The 16,540-nt window shown below is 57.0% G+C and carries 15 protein-coding genes and 1 pseudogene; 9 read left to right on the top strand and 7 right to left on the bottom strand.

Going from position 1 to position 16,540, the window contains the following annotated elements; all coding sequences use genetic code 11:
• Nucleotides 1-81: 81 nt before the first annotated feature.
• Nucleotides 82-1,278, bottom strand: a complete 1,197-nt coding sequence (gene tyrS / locus AR306_RS03350) for a tyrosine--tRNA ligase (RefSeq protein WP_101496152.1) — start codon at nt 1,276-1,278, stop codon at nt 82-84.
• A gap of 331 nt (nt 1,279-1,609) precedes the next feature.
• On the opposite strand from tyrS, the gene AR306_RS03345 reads away from it, so the two are divergent.
• Entirely contained in the window at nt 1,610-3,025 is a 1,416-nt protein-coding gene (locus AR306_RS03345; protein ID WP_101496147.1) for a M23 family metallopeptidase, read from the top strand.
• Nucleotides 3,026-3,027: 2 nt separating this feature from the next.
• The gene (locus tag AR306_RS03340) at nt 3,028-4,119 is read left to right on the top strand and encodes an anhydro-N-acetylmuramic acid kinase (protein WP_101496146.1); all 1,092 of its coding nucleotides are present in this window, start codon (nt 3,028-3,030) and stop codon (nt 4,117-4,119) included.
• A gap of 4 nt (nt 4,120-4,123) precedes the next feature.
• Here the strand turns inward: AR306_RS03340 and erpA are convergent, their stop codons facing one another.
• The gene (gene erpA / locus AR306_RS03335; RefSeq protein WP_101496145.1) at nt 4,124-4,474 is read right to left on the bottom strand and encodes an iron-sulfur cluster insertion protein ErpA; all 351 of its coding nucleotides are present in this window, start codon (nt 4,472-4,474) and stop codon (nt 4,124-4,126) included.
• A 100-nt stretch (nt 4,475-4,574) separates the two neighbouring features.
• Complete coding sequence (gene argC, locus AR306_RS03330; protein WP_101496144.1) at nt 4,575-5,609, bottom strand: N-acetyl-gamma-glutamyl-phosphate reductase; 1,035 nt, start codon at nt 5,607-5,609, stop codon at nt 4,575-4,577.
• A 102-nt stretch (nt 5,610-5,711) separates the two neighbouring features.
• Between argC and hemJ the strand changes: the two genes are divergently transcribed.
• Nucleotides 5,712-6,140, top strand: coding sequence for a protoporphyrinogen oxidase HemJ (gene hemJ / locus AR306_RS03325; RefSeq protein ID WP_101496143.1), 429 nt, complete (start codon nt 5,712-5,714; stop codon nt 6,138-6,140).
• Nucleotides 6,141-6,263: 123 nt separating this feature from the next.
• Here the strand turns inward: hemJ and AR306_RS03320 are convergent, their stop codons facing one another.
• Complete coding sequence (locus tag AR306_RS03320) at nt 6,264-7,739, bottom strand: AAA family ATPase (protein ID WP_101496142.1); 1,476 nt, start codon at nt 7,737-7,739, stop codon at nt 6,264-6,266.
• 93 nt (nt 7,740-7,832) lie between these two features.
• Between AR306_RS03320 and AR306_RS03315 the strand changes: the two genes are divergently transcribed.
• Nucleotides 7,833-8,171, top strand: coding sequence for a histidine triad nucleotide-binding protein (locus AR306_RS03315; protein WP_101496141.1), 339 nt, complete (start codon nt 7,833-7,835; stop codon nt 8,169-8,171).
• An 80-nt stretch (nt 8,172-8,251) separates the two neighbouring features.
• Nucleotides 8,252-8,893 carry a 2-polyprenyl-3-methyl-6-methoxy-1,4-benzoquinone monooxygenase gene (gene coq7, locus AR306_RS03310; RefSeq protein WP_101496140.1) on the top strand — a complete coding sequence of 214 codons (642 nt, stop codon included), beginning with the start codon at nt 8,252-8,254 and terminating at the stop codon, nt 8,891-8,893.
• Nucleotides 8,894-8,953: 60 nt separating this feature from the next.
• On the opposite strand, the gene AR306_RS03305 is transcribed toward coq7, so the two are convergent.
• Complete coding sequence (locus AR306_RS03305; protein WP_101496139.1) at nt 8,954-9,385, bottom strand: OsmC family protein; 432 nt, start codon at nt 9,383-9,385, stop codon at nt 8,954-8,956.
• A 290-nt stretch (nt 9,386-9,675) separates the two neighbouring features.
• Between AR306_RS03305 and crp the strand changes: the two are divergent.
• Nucleotides 9,676-10,276, top strand: a pseudogene (gene crp, locus AR306_RS03300) (cAMP-activated global transcriptional regulator CRP).
• On the opposite strand, the gene AR306_RS03295 reads toward crp, so the two are convergent.
• Both AR306_RS03295 and AR306_RS03290 read right to left on the bottom strand, forming a co-directional pair.
• Nucleotides 10,273-10,833 (bottom strand): response regulator transcription factor, encoded by a 561-nt coding sequence (locus AR306_RS03295; protein WP_101496138.1) that lies wholly within the window; start codon nt 10,831-10,833, stop codon nt 10,273-10,275. The pseudogene crp and the gene AR306_RS03295 overlap by 4 nt on opposite strands.
• Nucleotides 10,830-12,113: an ATP-binding protein gene (locus tag AR306_RS03290; RefSeq protein ID WP_240622468.1), complete on the bottom strand. Its 1,284-nt coding sequence runs from the start codon at nt 12,111-12,113 to the stop codon at nt 10,830-10,832. Before AR306_RS03290 ends, AR306_RS03295 begins: the two co-directional genes overlap by 4 nt.
• Nucleotides 12,114-12,278: 165 nt before the next feature.
• Between AR306_RS03290 and AR306_RS03285 the strand changes: the two genes are divergently transcribed.
• From AR306_RS03285 to lldD, 3 genes are all read left to right on the top strand, one after another.
• Nucleotides 12,279-12,977 carry an SIMPL domain-containing protein gene (locus tag AR306_RS03285; RefSeq protein ID WP_101496136.1) on the top strand — a complete coding sequence of 233 codons (699 nt, stop codon included), beginning with the start codon at nt 12,279-12,281 and terminating at the stop codon, nt 12,975-12,977.
• A 114-nt stretch (nt 12,978-13,091) separates the two neighbouring features.
• On the top strand, nt 13,092-15,260 hold the full coding sequence (locus tag AR306_RS03280) for a TonB-dependent receptor domain-containing protein (RefSeq protein WP_101496135.1): 2,169 nt from the start codon (nt 13,092-13,094) through the stop codon (nt 15,258-15,260).
• A 133-nt stretch (nt 15,261-15,393) separates the two neighbouring features.
• Nucleotides 15,394-16,527, top strand: coding sequence for an FMN-dependent L-lactate dehydrogenase LldD (lldD, locus tag AR306_RS03275; RefSeq protein ID WP_101496134.1), 1,134 nt, complete (start codon nt 15,394-15,396; stop codon nt 16,525-16,527).
• The last annotated feature ends 13 nt before the right edge of the window (nt 16,528-16,540 follow it).

Genomic DNA, 16,540 nt, shown 5'->3' with positions numbered 1-16,540 from the left:
CCCTTTTGAAAATTTCTTTTCAGGCCGCTTCAGGGCGAACCGGCTCGTGAAGACAGGAGGGTCATAATACACAGCCTTGATTCAGCCTTCAAGCATTTTAATGCGTGCAAAGTTTTTCTTGCCCGCTTGGCATACATAGTCATGCCCTGGCTGGCACATGAAATCCTTGCCCACCACCTCACCATCCACCCTGACACTGCCGGCATCCAACATGTTGCGGGCAGCAGCTGCATTCTTGACCAGGCCAGCGCGATTCAACAGCGCACCGATGGGCAGGACTGCACCAGCAACGACCTCAATCTCGGGCAGATCATCCGGCAGCTCGCCTTCGGCAAGACGGTTGCCCGCAGATTTATGGGCATTGGCAGCGGCTTCCGCTCCATGGAAACGTGCAATCAGCTCATGCGCCAACTCAATCTTGATGTCGCGCGGATTGCGCCCTGCCTCCATCTCATGCTGCAAGCCCTCGATTTCAGTCATCGACCTGAAGCTTAGCAGCTCAAAGTAACGCCAGATCAACTCATCAGGCATGGACAGGATCTTGTTGTACATTACGCCCGGCGCTTCCTGAATACCGACGTAGTTGCCCAGAGATTTGGACATCTTCTTGACGCCATCCAGCCCCTCAAGCAACGGCACGGTCAAAATGCATTGCGGTGCCTGACCATAGGAACGCTGCAGCTCACGCCCCATCAGCAGGTTAAATGTCTGGTCGGTACCACCCAGCTCAATATCTGCCTCCAGCGCAACCGAGTCGTAGCCCTGAACCAGCGGATATAAAAACTCATGGATGGCAATCGGTTGCTGCGTGCTGTAACGATTATGAAAATCTTCGCGCTCCAGCATGCGGGCGACGGTATAGCTGGATGCCAGCCTGATGAAATCAGCCGGCGTCAGCAGATTGATCCATTCGGAGTTGAAAGCAATACGGGTTTTCTGCGGATCAAGAATCTTGAAAACCTGCTCCTTGTAGGTCTCCGCATTAGCCATGACCTGCTCACGGGTCAAAGGCGGGCGCGTTGCGCTCTTGCCACTAGGATCACCGATCATTCCGGTGAAATCACCAATCAAAAAGATCACTTCATGGCCCAGATCCTGAAACACTTTCAGCTTGTTGATCAGAACCGTGTGTCCAAGATGCAAGTCAGGTGCGGTCGGGTCGAATCCCGCCTTGACCCTCAAGGGCCGACCCTGCCTGAGCTTGGCCAGCAGTTCTTCCTCTACCAGCAGGCTTTCTGTGCCACGCCTGATCAGCGCAATTTGTTCCTCCGGGAGCATGTTGCTTGACATACATCATTTACCTAATCAAAGAATCCAACACAATAGGCGACCATAGTACGACAATTTTGAACGCATTTTTCAAAAAACGGCCATGGCAATTCAAGGGAAACCCGAATACCATAGCCAATCAGCCGCTTTGCTGCCTTTCGGGCAGTTTAGCTTAAAGTCGGGAAACCCGTCCGTGGCTGCATTGCATGCAATGATTGTCAGATCCCGGGGAACATAAACTCTCCGGTGCCATCCAAGATCAGCCTGCGCCACCCACGACGGCATCAGGCCTGTTGCCCGCCAACAGCTGTTTTCCCTTGTTCGCCAGAAAAAGATTATTATGACGACACAGCACGACTTCCCAAAGCAGCCGGTATATCCAAAGAAACACCTGATCGCCGCTAGCGGCGTAGCCGCCATGATCAGCATGGTCCTGGTGATCTACCCCTCCAAAGAAGTAGAAGCCAAAAAGGCTGTTCTGGAGTCTCCGGCAGCACTGCACAGCAAACAGCTGCTGCCTGCGCCCCGTCCTGTTGCACCAGGAGATACCATCAGCTCCGCCAAAGCTGGTGCCGCACCAGCTGCCAGTCAGCCGGAAACAACGGTAGCCGCACAAATTATCGAGGAACCCGACCTGTCGCGCAGCGTCAGCGTTGTGGTTGAAAACGGAAGTTCCCTGTCTGCCATTTTCGAACAACTGGATATTGGCCACAGCCTGCTCATGACCATACTGGAGCAGGACAAGAACTCCCGACGCTTCACCGACCTGAAAGTCGGCCAGGAACTGGTCTTCAACTTTGATCAGGAAGGCTCTTTCCAGTCGGTCACCAGCCAGCTAAGCCCGCTGGAAAGCATCGAAATTGCCCGCGACGACAGCACTGGCCGCTACAATTTCGCCAAGCACGTACAGGAAACCACCCAGACCGAAACCACGTCCAGCGGTGTAATTACCAGCAGCCTGCTGGCAGCCACCCAGTCAGCAGGCATGCCGTACAAGCTGGCACTGGACATGGCCAATGTCTTTGCCTACGACATCGACTTTGCCCGTGATCTGCGCAGCGGAGACAGCTTTGAGGTGGTGTACGAGCAGAAAATGCTTGATGACCAGGTGGTAGGCACCGGTAATATTCTTGCCGCGCGGTTCACCAACAAGGGCAAAATCCACACTGCCGTACGCTATACCGACAAAAGCGGCCAGACAGCCTATTACAACAGTGACGGCACCAGCAGCCGTCGGGCTTTCATCCGCACGCCGGTTGATTTCAGCCGCATCAGCTCTAAGTTCAACCCCGGCCGCAAGCACCCGGTCCTGAACAAGATCCGCGCCCACAAGGGTGTTGACTATGCGGCGCCGACCGGCACTCCGATCAAGGCAACCGGTAACGGAAAAATCGCTTTTGTCGGCAACAAGAACGGCTACGGAAAAACCATCATCATCCAGCATGGTGGCAAGTACCGCACACTGTATGCCCACATGAATAGCTACGCCAAAGGCATGCGCAGCGGCTCCACCGTAACCCAGGGACAGGTCATCGGTTACGTCGGCATGACCGGTCTGGCCACCGGCCCGCACCTGCATTACGAGTTCCACGTCAACGGCTCGCATGTTGATCCGCTCAGCCACAAGCTGCCAACCGCCGATCCCATTCCAAAAGCTGAAATGGCAAGCTTCAGGCAGGCTACCCAGGCATACGTGGCCATGCTCGACCAGGAAAAAGCCACACAGCTGGCCAAGGCTGATACCAGCGCCGAGTAACGATGCAATTTTATATCGGCATCATGTCCGGAACCAGCCTGGACGGACTGGACATCTGCCTGGTCGATATTGGCCAGAATATCCGGCTGCTTGACAGCCAGTTCATCGACTTCCCTTCCGCACTACGCACAGAATTGCTGGCTCTGTGCCAGCCCTGTGACAATGAACTGGTACGCCTCTCAGTGGCCGAGCAACGCTGGGCCCGTCTGGCAACAGATGGCGTCAAACAGCTCCTGCAACGCCAGTCCATCGCCGCTTCGGCCATCAGGGCCATTGGCAGCCACGGACAAACCATCCGCCATCATCCGGAGCTCGGCTTCAGCGTACAGATCGGCACACCTGCACTTCTGGCCGAGCTGAGCGGAATCAGCGTTGTCAGCCACTTTCGTCAGCGTGACCTGGCTGCCGGCGGCCAGGGCGCACCACTGGTACCCGCCTTTCACCAATGGCTGTTTTCCGCTTCGGGACAGTCCAGTGCGATCGTCAATATCGGTGGTTTCAGCAATGTCAGCTTTGTTCTACCCGGAGAACCGGTATCCGGTTTCGACTGCGGTCCGGGCAATGTCCTACTGGATGCCTGGATACAGAAAAACCTCGGCCGGCAGTACGACAGCAATGGCGACTGGGCGCGCAGCGGTACAATCAGCCAGGCACTGCTGGACGGCTTTCTGCAACAGCCTTATTTCAGCGTCAGCGGCCCGAAAAGTACCGGACGCGAACTGTTCAACCTGGCCTGGCTGGAACAGCAACTGGCTACACATCCGCCCTGTCCGCCGCAAGACATTCAGGCAACGCTGGTCGAACTCACCGCCACCAGCATCAGCCAGTCAATCAGCGCACAACAAACCGCGCTACAACAAGTGGCTGTCTGTGGTGGCGGGGCGCATAACGGGTATTTGCTCGAACGCTTGGGCTGCCTGCTGCCCGGTCTCGAAGTCACAACCACGGACAGCCTGGGTGTGCCTGCCGACTGGATGGAAGCCATGGCATTTGCCTGGCTGGCACACTGCTGTCTGGAAGGGATACCGGCAAACCGGCCTGAAGTCACCGGTGCCCGGGGCTTGAGAGTGCTGGGCGCGGTGTATCCGGCATAGTCTGCTATACCGAGAAAGAAGAACCGCAGCCGCAAGTCGTGCTGGCATTAGGGTTATTGATGATGAAGCGCGAGCCTTCCAAGCCTTCGGTGTAATCCACCTCGGCGCCTTCCAGATACTGGAAACTCATCGGGTCCACCACCAGCTTCACGCCATCGCGCTCAACTACGGTATCGTCCTCTTCCATGTCTTCATCGAAGGTGAAACCATACTGGAAGCCTGAGCAACCGCCACCGGTAATGAACACACGCAACATCAAACGGTCATTGCCCTCTTCCTCGATCAGTCCTTTCACCTTGTTCGCCGCTGTCTGGCTAAACTGCATTGCAGCAGGCTGAAATGATTCAACACTCATGTTTCACAGCTCCCGGCCTGTGGCCGTATCAGTTCATGCGCATATCCTAGCAAATCACTCAGGTATATGCAGTCTGTAATTCCTGTTTTCAAGTCCAGGATCAAGGTATCAGCGCCACCGTTTGCAGGCCTGCGTCTTCCGGAAAACCGAACATGATATTCATGTTCTGCACAGCCTGGCCCGAAGCGCCCTTGACCAGGTTGTCGATGACCGAAAGGATCACCACACGTTCACCAGCCTGTGGCCTGTGTACCGCAATACGGCACAGGTTGGAACCTTTCACACTGCGGGTTTCCGGAAAGCTGCCGGCCGGCATCACATCGACAAAGCGCTCGCCGGCGTACCGTTGTTCGTACAGCGCCTGCACGTCCACGGCCATGTCGATTTCTGCGGTATAAAGGGTAGCGTGGATGCCGCGGATCATGGGCACCAGATGCGGCACAAAGGTCAGTCCCAGTGGCTGACCGGCGGCACGGGCCAGACCTTGTTCGATCTCCGGCAGGTGCCGGTGGCCCTGAACGCCATAAGCCTTGACGCTTTCGGTCGCCTCACAAAACAGCGAGCCCAGCTTGGTGCCACGCCCCGCGCCACTGACGCCGGAAGCACAACTGGCAATCAGATGCTGGCCATTGAGCAGCCCCTGTTCGGCCAGTGGCAAAAAGCCTAATTGCACCGAAGTCGGATAACAGCCCGGCACGGCCAGCAGTCGTGCACCAGCAATCTGCTTGCGGTTGACTTCGGGCAGGCCATAGACGGCCTCGCCTACCAGCTCAGGTGCGCCATGGGACTGACCGTACCATTGCTCCCACAACGGAATATCCTGCAGACGAAAATCGGCCGACAGGTCGATGATGCGGGTGCCGGCAGCCAGTACCTCGGCGGCCAGACTGTGAGCAACGCCGTGCGGAGTGGCAAAAAATACCACATCGCACTCGCCCAGCTGTTGTGCCACCGGGTTGCTGAACACAAGATCCGGATAATGCTCGCGCAAGTTCGGGTACATGTCGGCCACACGCACGCCTTCTTCCGAGCGCGAAGTGATATACACCACTTCTGCCTGCGGGTGCAGTGCGAGAATACGTAACAGTTCAACACCCGTATAACCGGTGCCGCCGACAATTGCGACCTTGAGCATCGTCTTTCCCCTTCAGTTAAGAAATCTGCCAACTAAAAACCAAAAGTCGGGCGCTCCATGTAATATAAGCGCCGTTCACAACCAGATACAGGAGCACTCTGCATGAGTTACCTTTGGGTCAAGGCCCTGCACATCATTGCCATGGTTTGCTGGTTTGCAGGCTTATTCTACCTGCCACGCCTGTTTGTTTACCATGCTTCCAGTGAAGACAAAGTGAGCCGTGACCGTTTTTGCATCATGGAACGCAAGCTCTATCGCGGCATCATGCACCCTTCGCTGATCGCCACCCTCGGCCTGGGGCTGGCCATGCTGTGGATGAACCCGGCTTTGCTGAAGATGCCCTGGATGCATATCAAGCTGACGCTGATCGCTGTGCTGATTGCCTACCACTTTTCACTGGGGGTGTTTTTGCGCCGCTTTGCCAATGACATTGACCGCAAAAGTCACGTCTTCTATCGCTGGTACAACGAGGTGCCGGTGATTTTCCTGCTGGCGGTGGTTATTCTGGCAGTCGTGAAGCCTGTATTCTGAGCTACACATACCGCTGGTGCGAATACACAACAAACGCAGGTGCGAATTTATTCGCACTTCGGCTTATGCAAGCGCTTTGTGCGAATAAATTCGCACCTACAGATGGCTGCCATCAAAATGGACTCAGCCAGCCGCCACGGTGCGGGAGGTCGCCCAGCTGCGCAGGGCGGCCAGGTCTTCGGCCATCAGCACCGACAACGGCACCGTGCGCTGCAACATCTCCACCAACAGCGGCTGCTCTACATCCTGCTGGCGGGCCTGGGCGGTATACAGGGCCGACACCACGGCCTGCTCGATTTCAGCGCCGGAAAAGCCGTCCGTCAGCATTGCCAGCTCAGACAGGTTGAACGCTTGCGGCTCCAGTTCACGGCGCTGCAGGTGGATGCGAAAGATCTCTTCGCGTACCCGCAGATCCGGCAAATCGACAAAAAACACCTCGTCAAAACGCCCCTTGCGCAGCAGTTCCGGCGGCAATCGTTTGATCACGTTGGCGGTGGCCACCACGAATACCGATGACTTGCGCTCGGCCATCCAGGTCAGCAGCGTACCCAGAATCCGCTGGCTGACACCGCCATCCATTTCACCGGTGGCCAGCCCCTTCTCTATTTCATCCATCCACAACACGCAAGGCGACATACGTTCGGCCAGTGCCAGCGCCTCGCGCAGGTTGCGCTCGGTCTCGCCAAAATACTTGTTGTAGAGTGCGGCAAAATCCAGCCGCAACAGCGGCAAGCCCCACAAACCGGCCACCGCCTTGGCAGCCAGGCTTTTGCCACTGCCCTGCGCCCCCAGCAACAAAACGCCCTTGGGCATGTCCTGCAAACTGCCGGCCATGAACGCGGCCTGGCGCTCGGCTAACCAGCGTTTCAGGTTGACCAGACCACCAACATCGGCGAACCGGGCAGTATCGGCCTCGTAGCCAAGCACTCCGTCAAGGTCCAGCAACTGGAATTTGGCCTTGTTCAGCTCGGGCAGGTCTTCCTGGGTGATGGCACCGTCATCGCAAATCAGGCTGCGGGCCAGCAGACGGGCATCGGCATGACTGAGCCCACGCAGGTTGTTGACCACTTGCTGCAGGGTACGGTTGTCGGTGCGCACGCGAATGCCCCGGTTTTTCTGGCTCCAGCGCGCCGCCTCTTCGCGCACGATGCTCAAAAGCTCGTCTTCGCTGGGCAGTGACAGGTTGAAGCGGGCTGCATAACGCTGCACTTCCGCCGGCAACCTGAGGGCGTGGGATACCAGCACCAGCGTCGGACGCTGCCCACCTTCGGCAATGGCCACTTCCTTGATCAGGCGCACCGCCAGCGGATCGTCACGCAAAAAAGGATGCACATCAAAGAAGACATAAAGCCCGGGCTGCGGGTCCGCCTTGACGAAGCGCAGTGCTCCTTCCAGCGTATCGGTGCCTTCCACCATCGGCCCGCCAAAATCCATGCGGTGCAACCCTTCGCTGATCGACCACACCATCAGGTTGCTGCCACGGTGCACGGCAACCGAAGTCAGGGTTTCCAGCACCCGCAACTCGTCCCAGGACTCGATGGCCACCAGCCGTACCCGTGCATCCAGCACCAGCTGCAAGTCGCGAATATCGTTTTTCACCCTTTTTACCACCGTCCAGATTGCCGACTGACTAGCCCCCTGACGCACAGGGCGTTACACTCAGGCATCTTACACCAGCCAGGAGGTAATCCGGTGGACTGTTTGTTCTGCAAAATCGTAGCGGGCGATATTCCCGCCAAGAAAATCTACGAAGACGATCTGGTTGTCGCGTTCCATGATATTGCCCCGCAGGCACCCGTGCATTTTTTGGTCATCCCGAAAAAGCACATCAGCACCATGAACGACCTGCAAGAAGATGACCGCGAACTGGCCGGACACATTCTCTACACTGCCCAGCGTCTGGCTGGCGAGCAGGGTTGCGCGGACGGCTTTCGCGTCACCATGAACTGCAACGAGCTGGGCGGGCAAACCGTTTATCACATCCACTTGCACGTACTGGGGCAACGCCAGATGAGCTGGCCGCCGGGCTAGGCGGTACAACTCCGGCCGCTCCATGACTCATGCTTTCAACCCGTTTCAGCCCGGCTTTATCATTGCCACCAGGATTTCCGATGCAAAGACATTACTCACTGTTTGACCGGCTCACCATGCAGGCTGATGCCGCCCTGCGCACCCTGGTACCGGAGAGCTGCCAGGCATCACGCCCCTCACCTGCCACCTGCCAGCCGGAAAGCAGCCTGGACGAACAACAGCGCAAGCACGTTGCCGGACTGATGCGCATCAATCATACCGGCGAGGTCTGTGCACAGGCCCTTTACCAGGGCCAGGCACTCACCGCCCACCGTGAGGAGATCCGCACGGCCATGGAGCATGCCGCCGAGGAAGAGATCGATCATCTGGTCTGGTGCGAACAACGCATCAAGGAGCTGGGCGGACGCACCAGCCTGCTCAACCCGCTGTTTTATGGCCTGTCATTTGCCATTGGCGCCGGGGCGGGAGCCATCAGCGACAAGCTGAGCCTTGGTTTTGTCGCCGCAACCGAAGACCAGGTCTGCAAGCACCTGGATAATCACCTAGGCCAGCTGCCGGCCGCAGAACAGAAGTCCCGCGCCATTCTGGAGCAGATGTACCTTGACGAGCAGGAGCATTCCACCAGCGCCATTGCGGCGGGTGGCTATCGTTTTCCGGCACCGGTCAAGGCAGGCATGAGCTTGCTGGCCAAGATCATGACGGCCAGCACCTACCGCATCTGAGCCACCAGCCCTGCAAGGCGGGCTGATCACCTCCCGCAGGAGCCAGCAGCAACTTCGCATTTACTCGGCGGCGTCAGCCCCGACAATACTGAAGCTGTGCCCGATGGCCACGCCGGCACGTTCCAGCATGATGGAAGCGGAACAGTATTTCTCTGCCGACAACGCCACCGCCCGCTGCACTGCACTTTCTTTCAGGTTCTGCCCACTGACGACAAAGTGCAGATCAATCCGGGTGAACACCTTGGGTTCGGTATCGGCACGTTCGGCCCGAATCTCCACTTCGCAGGACTCAACCTGCTGACGTGATTTTTTCAGAATGCTGACCACATCAAAAGTACTGCAACCGCCCAGTCCCATCAGCAGCATTTCCATGGGCCGGGCCGCCAGATTGCGCCCGCCCACTTCTTCCGGCCCGTCCATCATGACAGTATGACCAGAGCCCGACTGCCCCATAAACAAAACCTCTTCGACCCACTTGACTCGTGCCTGCATTACATTTTCCTTACTGGTCAACAGTTGTATCCAACTTGATTCTTGTTTCTCAAGCCGCAAAAACGGCCAATAATACTCCGCGTCGCCTGGAAAGGGGACCTGAACATCAACTCTCGCGAACGGCACAAGACATCCTTTTGACGTCAATATATAGCCGCTACCCCCTCTATTTAGCCAATACTGGCATTTCATAACAACGACATATAATATCGCTATCAAGTCTCCAACTACGAATGGTTCAACTGCGGATTACAACCGTCAGCCCTTCACGTTCATTCTGAGGTTATCAAATGGTTGCTGTTGCCCTTTCACAAAAAATCAAGAACATCGAAAAAATCCTGCCGCACTGCTCACTGCGGCGCTACCCCGCAAAAAGCACCATCATCTATGCCGGCGACCCATGCGACTCCCTGTGCTTCATCACCAAGGGCTCGGTAACCATTCTGATCGAAGACGACGAAGGCAAGGAAATGATCATTGCCTACCTCAATGAAGGTGATGTGATCGGCGAACTTGGCCTGTTCAACAGCAAGAGCGAAACCGCCCGCAGCGCATGGGTTCGCGCGCGCACAGAATGCGAAGTTGCAGAGATAGCCTATTGCAAATACATGGAACTGGCCAAGGAAGACCCGGCATACATCTACCTGTTGGGCTGCCAGATGGCCGACCGCTTGCGCAACACTACGCGCAAGGTGGGTGACCTGGCATTTCTCGACGTCACCGGCCGCATCGCGCGCACACTGCTTGACCNAGATCAAGATCACCCGCCAGGAAATCGGCCGCATTGTCGGCTGCTCGCGCGAGATGGTCGGCCGGGTCCTCAAGGAGCTGGAAGAGCGCGAGCTGATCTATGTCAAGGGCAAAACCATCGTTGTGTTCGGTACCCGCTAACGCCGAACCGGACGCTTCTGCAGCTTGCGCTGCAAAGTACGCCGGTGCATACCGAGCGCCCGCGCCGTTGCCGAAACATTGCCATCATGTTCAGCCAGCACCCGCTGGATGTGCTCCCACTGCAAACGGTCAACGGAAATCGGATTTTCCGGTACCAGATTTTCTACCTCAGCCCGGTCTGACAGCAACGCCACCAGCACGTCATCGGCATCTGCCGGCTTACACAAATAGTTACGCGCACCCCGCTTGATCGCCTCGACCGCTGTTGCAATGCTCGAATAGCCGGTCAGAATCACCACCTGCATCTCCGCATCCAGCTCAAGCAGCTTCGGCAGCAGCACCAGCCCCGAATCCCCCTCCATCTTCAGGTCCAGCACCGCATAGTCCGGCACATCCTTGCGTGCCACCTCCAGCCCCTCCTCGGCAGAACCGGCCACCGATACTCGCAGCCCCCGGCGCGTCATGGCCCTGGCCATCACCCGGGTAAAGGTTTCATCATCATCCACCAGCAGGATGTGCGGTTGTTCTTCGGCACAAAACAGACTCTCTTCAGTCATTTCTCTCTCCTCGGGAAAAGCTCCGGCTGATACGGCAACCACAACTCAGTCAGGGTACCACCGCCCTCACGGTTATAAAGCTTCACACTACCACCGGCGCGCGTCACGCTGGCCTGACTCAAAAACAGCCCCAGACCAAGCCCCTTGCCCTTGGTGGTAATAAATGGTTTGCCCAGCTGTTCGGATATCTGCAACGGCACACCTGCCCCCTGGTCATGAATGCTGATGCACACCCCTTGCCGGTCCCAGTGCAACTGGATCTTCAGATCATCAGGGCAGGCATCCGTCGCGTTATTGAGCAGGTTAAGCAGTGCCTGTCCCAGATCAGTCGGGGCGGTGATCCGTGGCGGCTCCCCCAGTCCCGAACAGTCATAGTCATAGGTTGCTTCCGGGCGCATCAGATGCCAGCGGTTAACGCATGCCTCAAACCAGTCCACCAGAGCCAGCTCATGCACCGGCCGGGAGCGGTCAGCCTCGGCAGCACGCACCAGACTCTGCAGCGTGTCCTTGCACAAACGCACCTGCTCCTGCAGCAGCGCCAGATCCTCCTGCAACCCATACTCGCCGGGGTGTTCCTGGCGTAATTCGCCCAACAGCACACTCATGGTCGACAATGGCGTCCCCAGCTCGTGCGCCGCACCGGCCGCCTGTGTGGCAACCGCCATCAGCTGCTGGTCACGCAACACCTCTTCCCGGTGTTCCGCCTGCTGCTCTTCCTGATCACGCACCGCCTGGGCCATTTTCGAAACAAAGAAGGTAATGAAGGCCGCCGACAGGGCAAAATTCAGCCACATGCCAAACAGGTGCAACGTAATCAGCAGGGCATCATACGGCAAGCCGCTGATATGCAGCGGCTCGTACCAGATCAGCAGCGCGGTATAGCCGCTCAGCGCCAGCCCGCTCAATACCACCGGGTAAATCCACGGCAGTGTGGCCGCAGCAATGGTCAACGGAACCAGATAATAGGCCACAAAAGGGTTGGTCGAACCCCCGGTGTAATACAACAGCAAGCTGTGCAGCAGCAGATCAAAGCCCAGCTGCACGGCAAACTCGAATTCGGTCACCGGCCAACGCAAGCGCAAACGGATCGCGGTCATGATGTACAGGACTGCCGCCGCCAACACCACCACCAGCAACGGTCCCCAGGACAGGCTGATCAGCTCGCTCAGATAGACCGCACCCAGCGAGCCCGCCTGGGACAGCAATACCAGCATGCGAATCCACGACAAACGCCGCAGGTTCTGGCGGCTTGCCGATAAAAAACGGGAGGTTTCCAGCACGTTGCAACTCCAGTGTTTGCCGGAACATCCCGAGCGTGCCCAGTATATCGCAAGGACACAACCACACCGCAGGACATGCTGCGACAACATGTCACGCCGGCAGGAACCTTATCCGCACGCGGCTGTCACAGGCTGCATCAAAACCGCTCCGGAGCACGCCACGCCATGAAGAATGCCCTTGCCATTGCCACGCTGGCCACCACCAGTCTGTTTGCCACGGTCGTCATGGCCGACAACAACACCTACAACAGGGTTTCCCTCCAGGCCGAGGCCAGCACACAGATCCCCCACGACCTGATGTATGTCACCCTGTACACCGAAGACCGCAACAGCGATGCTGCCAGTCTGGCACAAGACATCACCCGCACCCTCAACCAGGCCATCAGCCAAAGCAAGAGTGCTCCCGAGGTCAAACTCTCCATGGGCAACCGCAATAGCAGCCCGGTTTATGACGACAAGGGCAAGAAAATCATCGCCTGGCGCGAACGTGCCGAACTGCGACTGGAAAGCACCAACTTCGCCCAGCTCTCCACCCTCACTGGTACCCTGCTGCAAAACATGAACATGGGCTCCATGCGTTTCGGCATTGCCGAAAGCACCCGCCAGCAACACGAAGACCAACTGCTGGAGCAGGCCATTGCCGCCTTCAACAACCGTGCACAACTGGCCACACAAAGCCTTGGCGGCAAGGACTACCGGCTGGTCAACCTCAACCTCGGCAGCCAGGGTGGCTACCAGCCCCCCATGTATGCCCGCGCCGTAATGGCGTCATCCGCCCCTATGGCTGAAAGTGCCCCAATGGTCGAGGCCGGCAACTCCGAACTGAAAATGATTGCCAACGGTGTCATCGAAATCCGCAAATAGGACAAACAGGCATAAAAAGCCAAACCGAATATAAACAAGAACAACTTGCATTCTCCTTTACATTGTAAAGGAGAACAAATACCATGCGCAGCATTCCAATAACAGGAGGCTGCCATGCGCCGCTCATTTACACCGTCCCTGATTACCCTTTCCATCCTCGGCGCAACTACCGCCATGGCCAACGAGTCCCCCGCCAACCTCGGGGCAACCGTGGTCAGTGCTGCCGGCTTCGAACAGAAAATCACCGAAGCCCCGGCCAGCATCTCCGTCATCAGCAATGAAGACCTGCAGAAAAAGCGCTACAACAATCTGGCACAGGCACTGGGTGATGTCGAAGGCATCGATATCGGCCAAGGCATTGGCAAAACCGGCGGCCTGAACATCAGCTTCCGCGGCATGCCCAGCGAATACACTCTGATCCTGATCGATGGTCGCCGTCAAAACCCATCAGGCGATGTCACCCCCAACGGGTTTGGTGAAACATCTACCAGTTTTATGCCGCCCATGTCGGCCATCGAACGCATCGAGGTGATTCGTGGCCCAATGTCCACCTTGTATGGCTCCGACGCCATGGGTGGCGTGATCAACATCATCACCAAGAAGGTCAACACCGAGTGGAGCGGCAGCATCAGTGCCGACTACACCCTGCAGGAGCACAGCCAGTATGGTGATACCGGCAGCACCAGCTTTTACAGCAGCGGTCCGCTGGTGGAAAACTTGGTGGGCCTGAGCGTACGCGGCAGCTTCTGGGATCGTGAGGAATCCAACCTGAAGTTCAGTGATGGCACGGTCATCAGCAAGCGCGGCCCATCCCCCGTATCCGGTCAAAAATTTAACCTGGGTGGCCGTCTGGACTTCACTCCAACCGATAACCACGACTTTGCTTTGGACTTCGAAAAAGGCCGTCAGCGTTACGATAACGATGAATGTCAGCTGGGCACCCTGGACGGCCTTAACCGTGCTTGTACTGCACCTGCGGCTACCACTGCCAATGGTTATGCTGACGAACTCAAGTTTGAACGTACCCAATATGCACTCAGCCATACCGGCCGTTTTGATATAGGTACACTGGAAAGCGCCATTACCTACAACACCACCGAAACCATCGGACGTACCATTCCCGGCACCATTGGTTCACCTTATGCCGGCTATCCGGGCATCATTGGTGGTGATCACCGCACCTTGGAAAACAAGGATCTGGTTGTAGATTCCAAACTGGTCAGTCAGTTTATTGAGAACAACATAACCACTCTCGGCGCACAATATCGCCACTCCAAGCTTGAAGATGGTATCGCTCCAAACAAATTCAAGCAGGAAGCTGCTGCTATCTTTGCCGAAAATGAATGGCGTTTCCACCCAGACTTTGCCTTAACTCTGGGTGGTCGCATGGACCGACACCAAGCCTTTGGTAGCCACTTTAGCCCTCGCGCTTACCTGGTCTGGAACACTACTGATAACTGGACCCTGAAAGGTGGCGTCAGCAAGGGTTACAAAACACCCAACCTAAATGCTTTGCATAGCGGTATTAACGGCGTCACTAACCAAGGCCTTGATTTGACCATTGGCAACCCTGATCTGAAACCAGAAAAAAGCACTAGCACTGAGTTAGCGGCTTACTATGACAATCTATCCGGCTTCAGCGCCAATGCCACCCTGTTCCATACCAAGTTCAAGGACAAGATTGAATCTAAAGACATCTTCGTCAGCGGACGCCCAGGCATCGCCGATGATACTTACAGTCAAGACCTCAATATAGGTGAAGCCGTCACCCGCGGTATTGAGCTTGCCACACGTTGGCAGTTCCTGGATAACTGGAGCATCGGCGGCAACTACACCTATACCGAAAGCGAACAGAAAAAAGGCGATGACAAAGGTGCTCAACTCACCAACACACCACGCCACGTGGCCAACGTAAGCTTGAACTGGAATACCACTGATCGCCTAAGCCTGTGGCTGAAAAACGAGTATCGCGGCAAACGTGTCCGCTTTACCTCCAAGTACAACAACCTAAGCTCTGGCGACAAAAACCTGTACAACGCGCTGGGCAGCAAAACCAAGGCTTACAGTCTGTTCCACCTGGGTGGTTCTTATCGCGCCACCGATACGCTGACCTTCAACGCTACCATTTACAACCTGTTGGACAAGAACTTTGCCAAAGCCAAGATCTACGACAACAACGGCACTCCAACCTACGCAACCGACTACAGCCAGACCGGTCGCTCCACTACTGGTGGTCTGGAAGAACGCCGCCGTCTGTGGGTTTCCGCCACCTACGAGTTCTAGTTCAGCCTGATTGCTCCAACCCCGAAGCCGCATCCATCCGATGCGGCTTTTTCATTCCGCAAAACAGCAGTGGCAGCCAGCACGGCAAGACTCTATAGTCACACCATCAATCAGAACAACATGCGAGACCACCATGATCATTTCCGCATCCACCGACTACCGTAAAGCCGCTAAACGCAAACTGCCGCCGTTCCTGTTTCATTACATCGACGGTGGTGCCTATGCCGAGCATACGCTGGCACGTAACGTGGCGGACCTGTCGGAGGTGGCGCTGCGTCAAAGGGTGCTCAAGGACATGTCGCAGCTGGACCTGTCCACAGAACTGTTTGGCGAGCAGTTACGCATGCCGCTGGCGCTATCGCCGGTCGGCTTGACCGGCATGTATGCCCGCCGCGGCGAGGTACAGGCAGCGCGGGCGGCCGACCGCTTCGGCATTCCCTTCACCCTGTCCACCGTATCGGTCTGCCCCATCGAGGAAGTGGTACCAGCCATCAAGCGCCCCATGTGGTTCCAGCTGTATGTGCTCAAGGACCGCGGCTTCATGCAGAACGTGCTGGAACGGGCCAAAGCCGCCGGCTGTTCTACACTGGTGTTCACTGTTGACATGCCCACGCCCGGCGCGCGCTATCGCGATGCCCATTCCGGCATGAGCGGCCCTTACGCCGCCATGCGCCGCTATGCGCAGGCGGTGCTGCATCCGTTCTGGGCCTGGGATGTCGGCCTGCACGGCAAGCCGCATGACCTGGGCAATATCTCCCGCTACAAAGGCGGTGCGGTAGGACTGGAAGACTACATCGGTTATCTGGCCGACAACTTTGACCCGTCCATTTCGTGGAAAGATCTGGAGTGGATTCGCGAGTTCTGGGACGGCCCCATGGTCATCAAGGGCATTCTGGATGCCGAAGACGCCAAGGATGCCGTGCGCTTTGGCGCTGATGGCATTGTTGTTTCCAACCACGGTGGCCGCCAGCTTGATGGCGTGCTGTCCACCGCCCGCGCCCTGCCAGCGATTGCCGACGCGGTCAAAGGCGACCTGAAGATTCTGGTCGACTCCGGCATTCGCAACGGGCTGGATATCGTACGCATGCTGGCACTAGGTGCCGACTGCTGCATGATCGGCCGCGCCTATATCTACGCGCTGGCCGCCGCCGGTGAGACTGGTGTCAGCCACCTGCTGGAACTGCTGGAAAAAGAAATGCGCGTCGCCATGACCTTGACCGCCAATGCCAAAATCAGCGATATAAACCGTAACACACTGGTGCAATAACCAGTGCCGGTTC

The organism is Thiopseudomonas denitrificans, assembly GCF_002866065.1.
GTDB lineage: Bacteria > Pseudomonadota > Gammaproteobacteria > Pseudomonadales > Pseudomonadaceae > Thiopseudomonas > Thiopseudomonas denitrificans.
The sequence above is the reverse complement of the archived record's forward strand: the minus strand, read 5'-3'. Positions and strand labels throughout refer to the sequence as shown.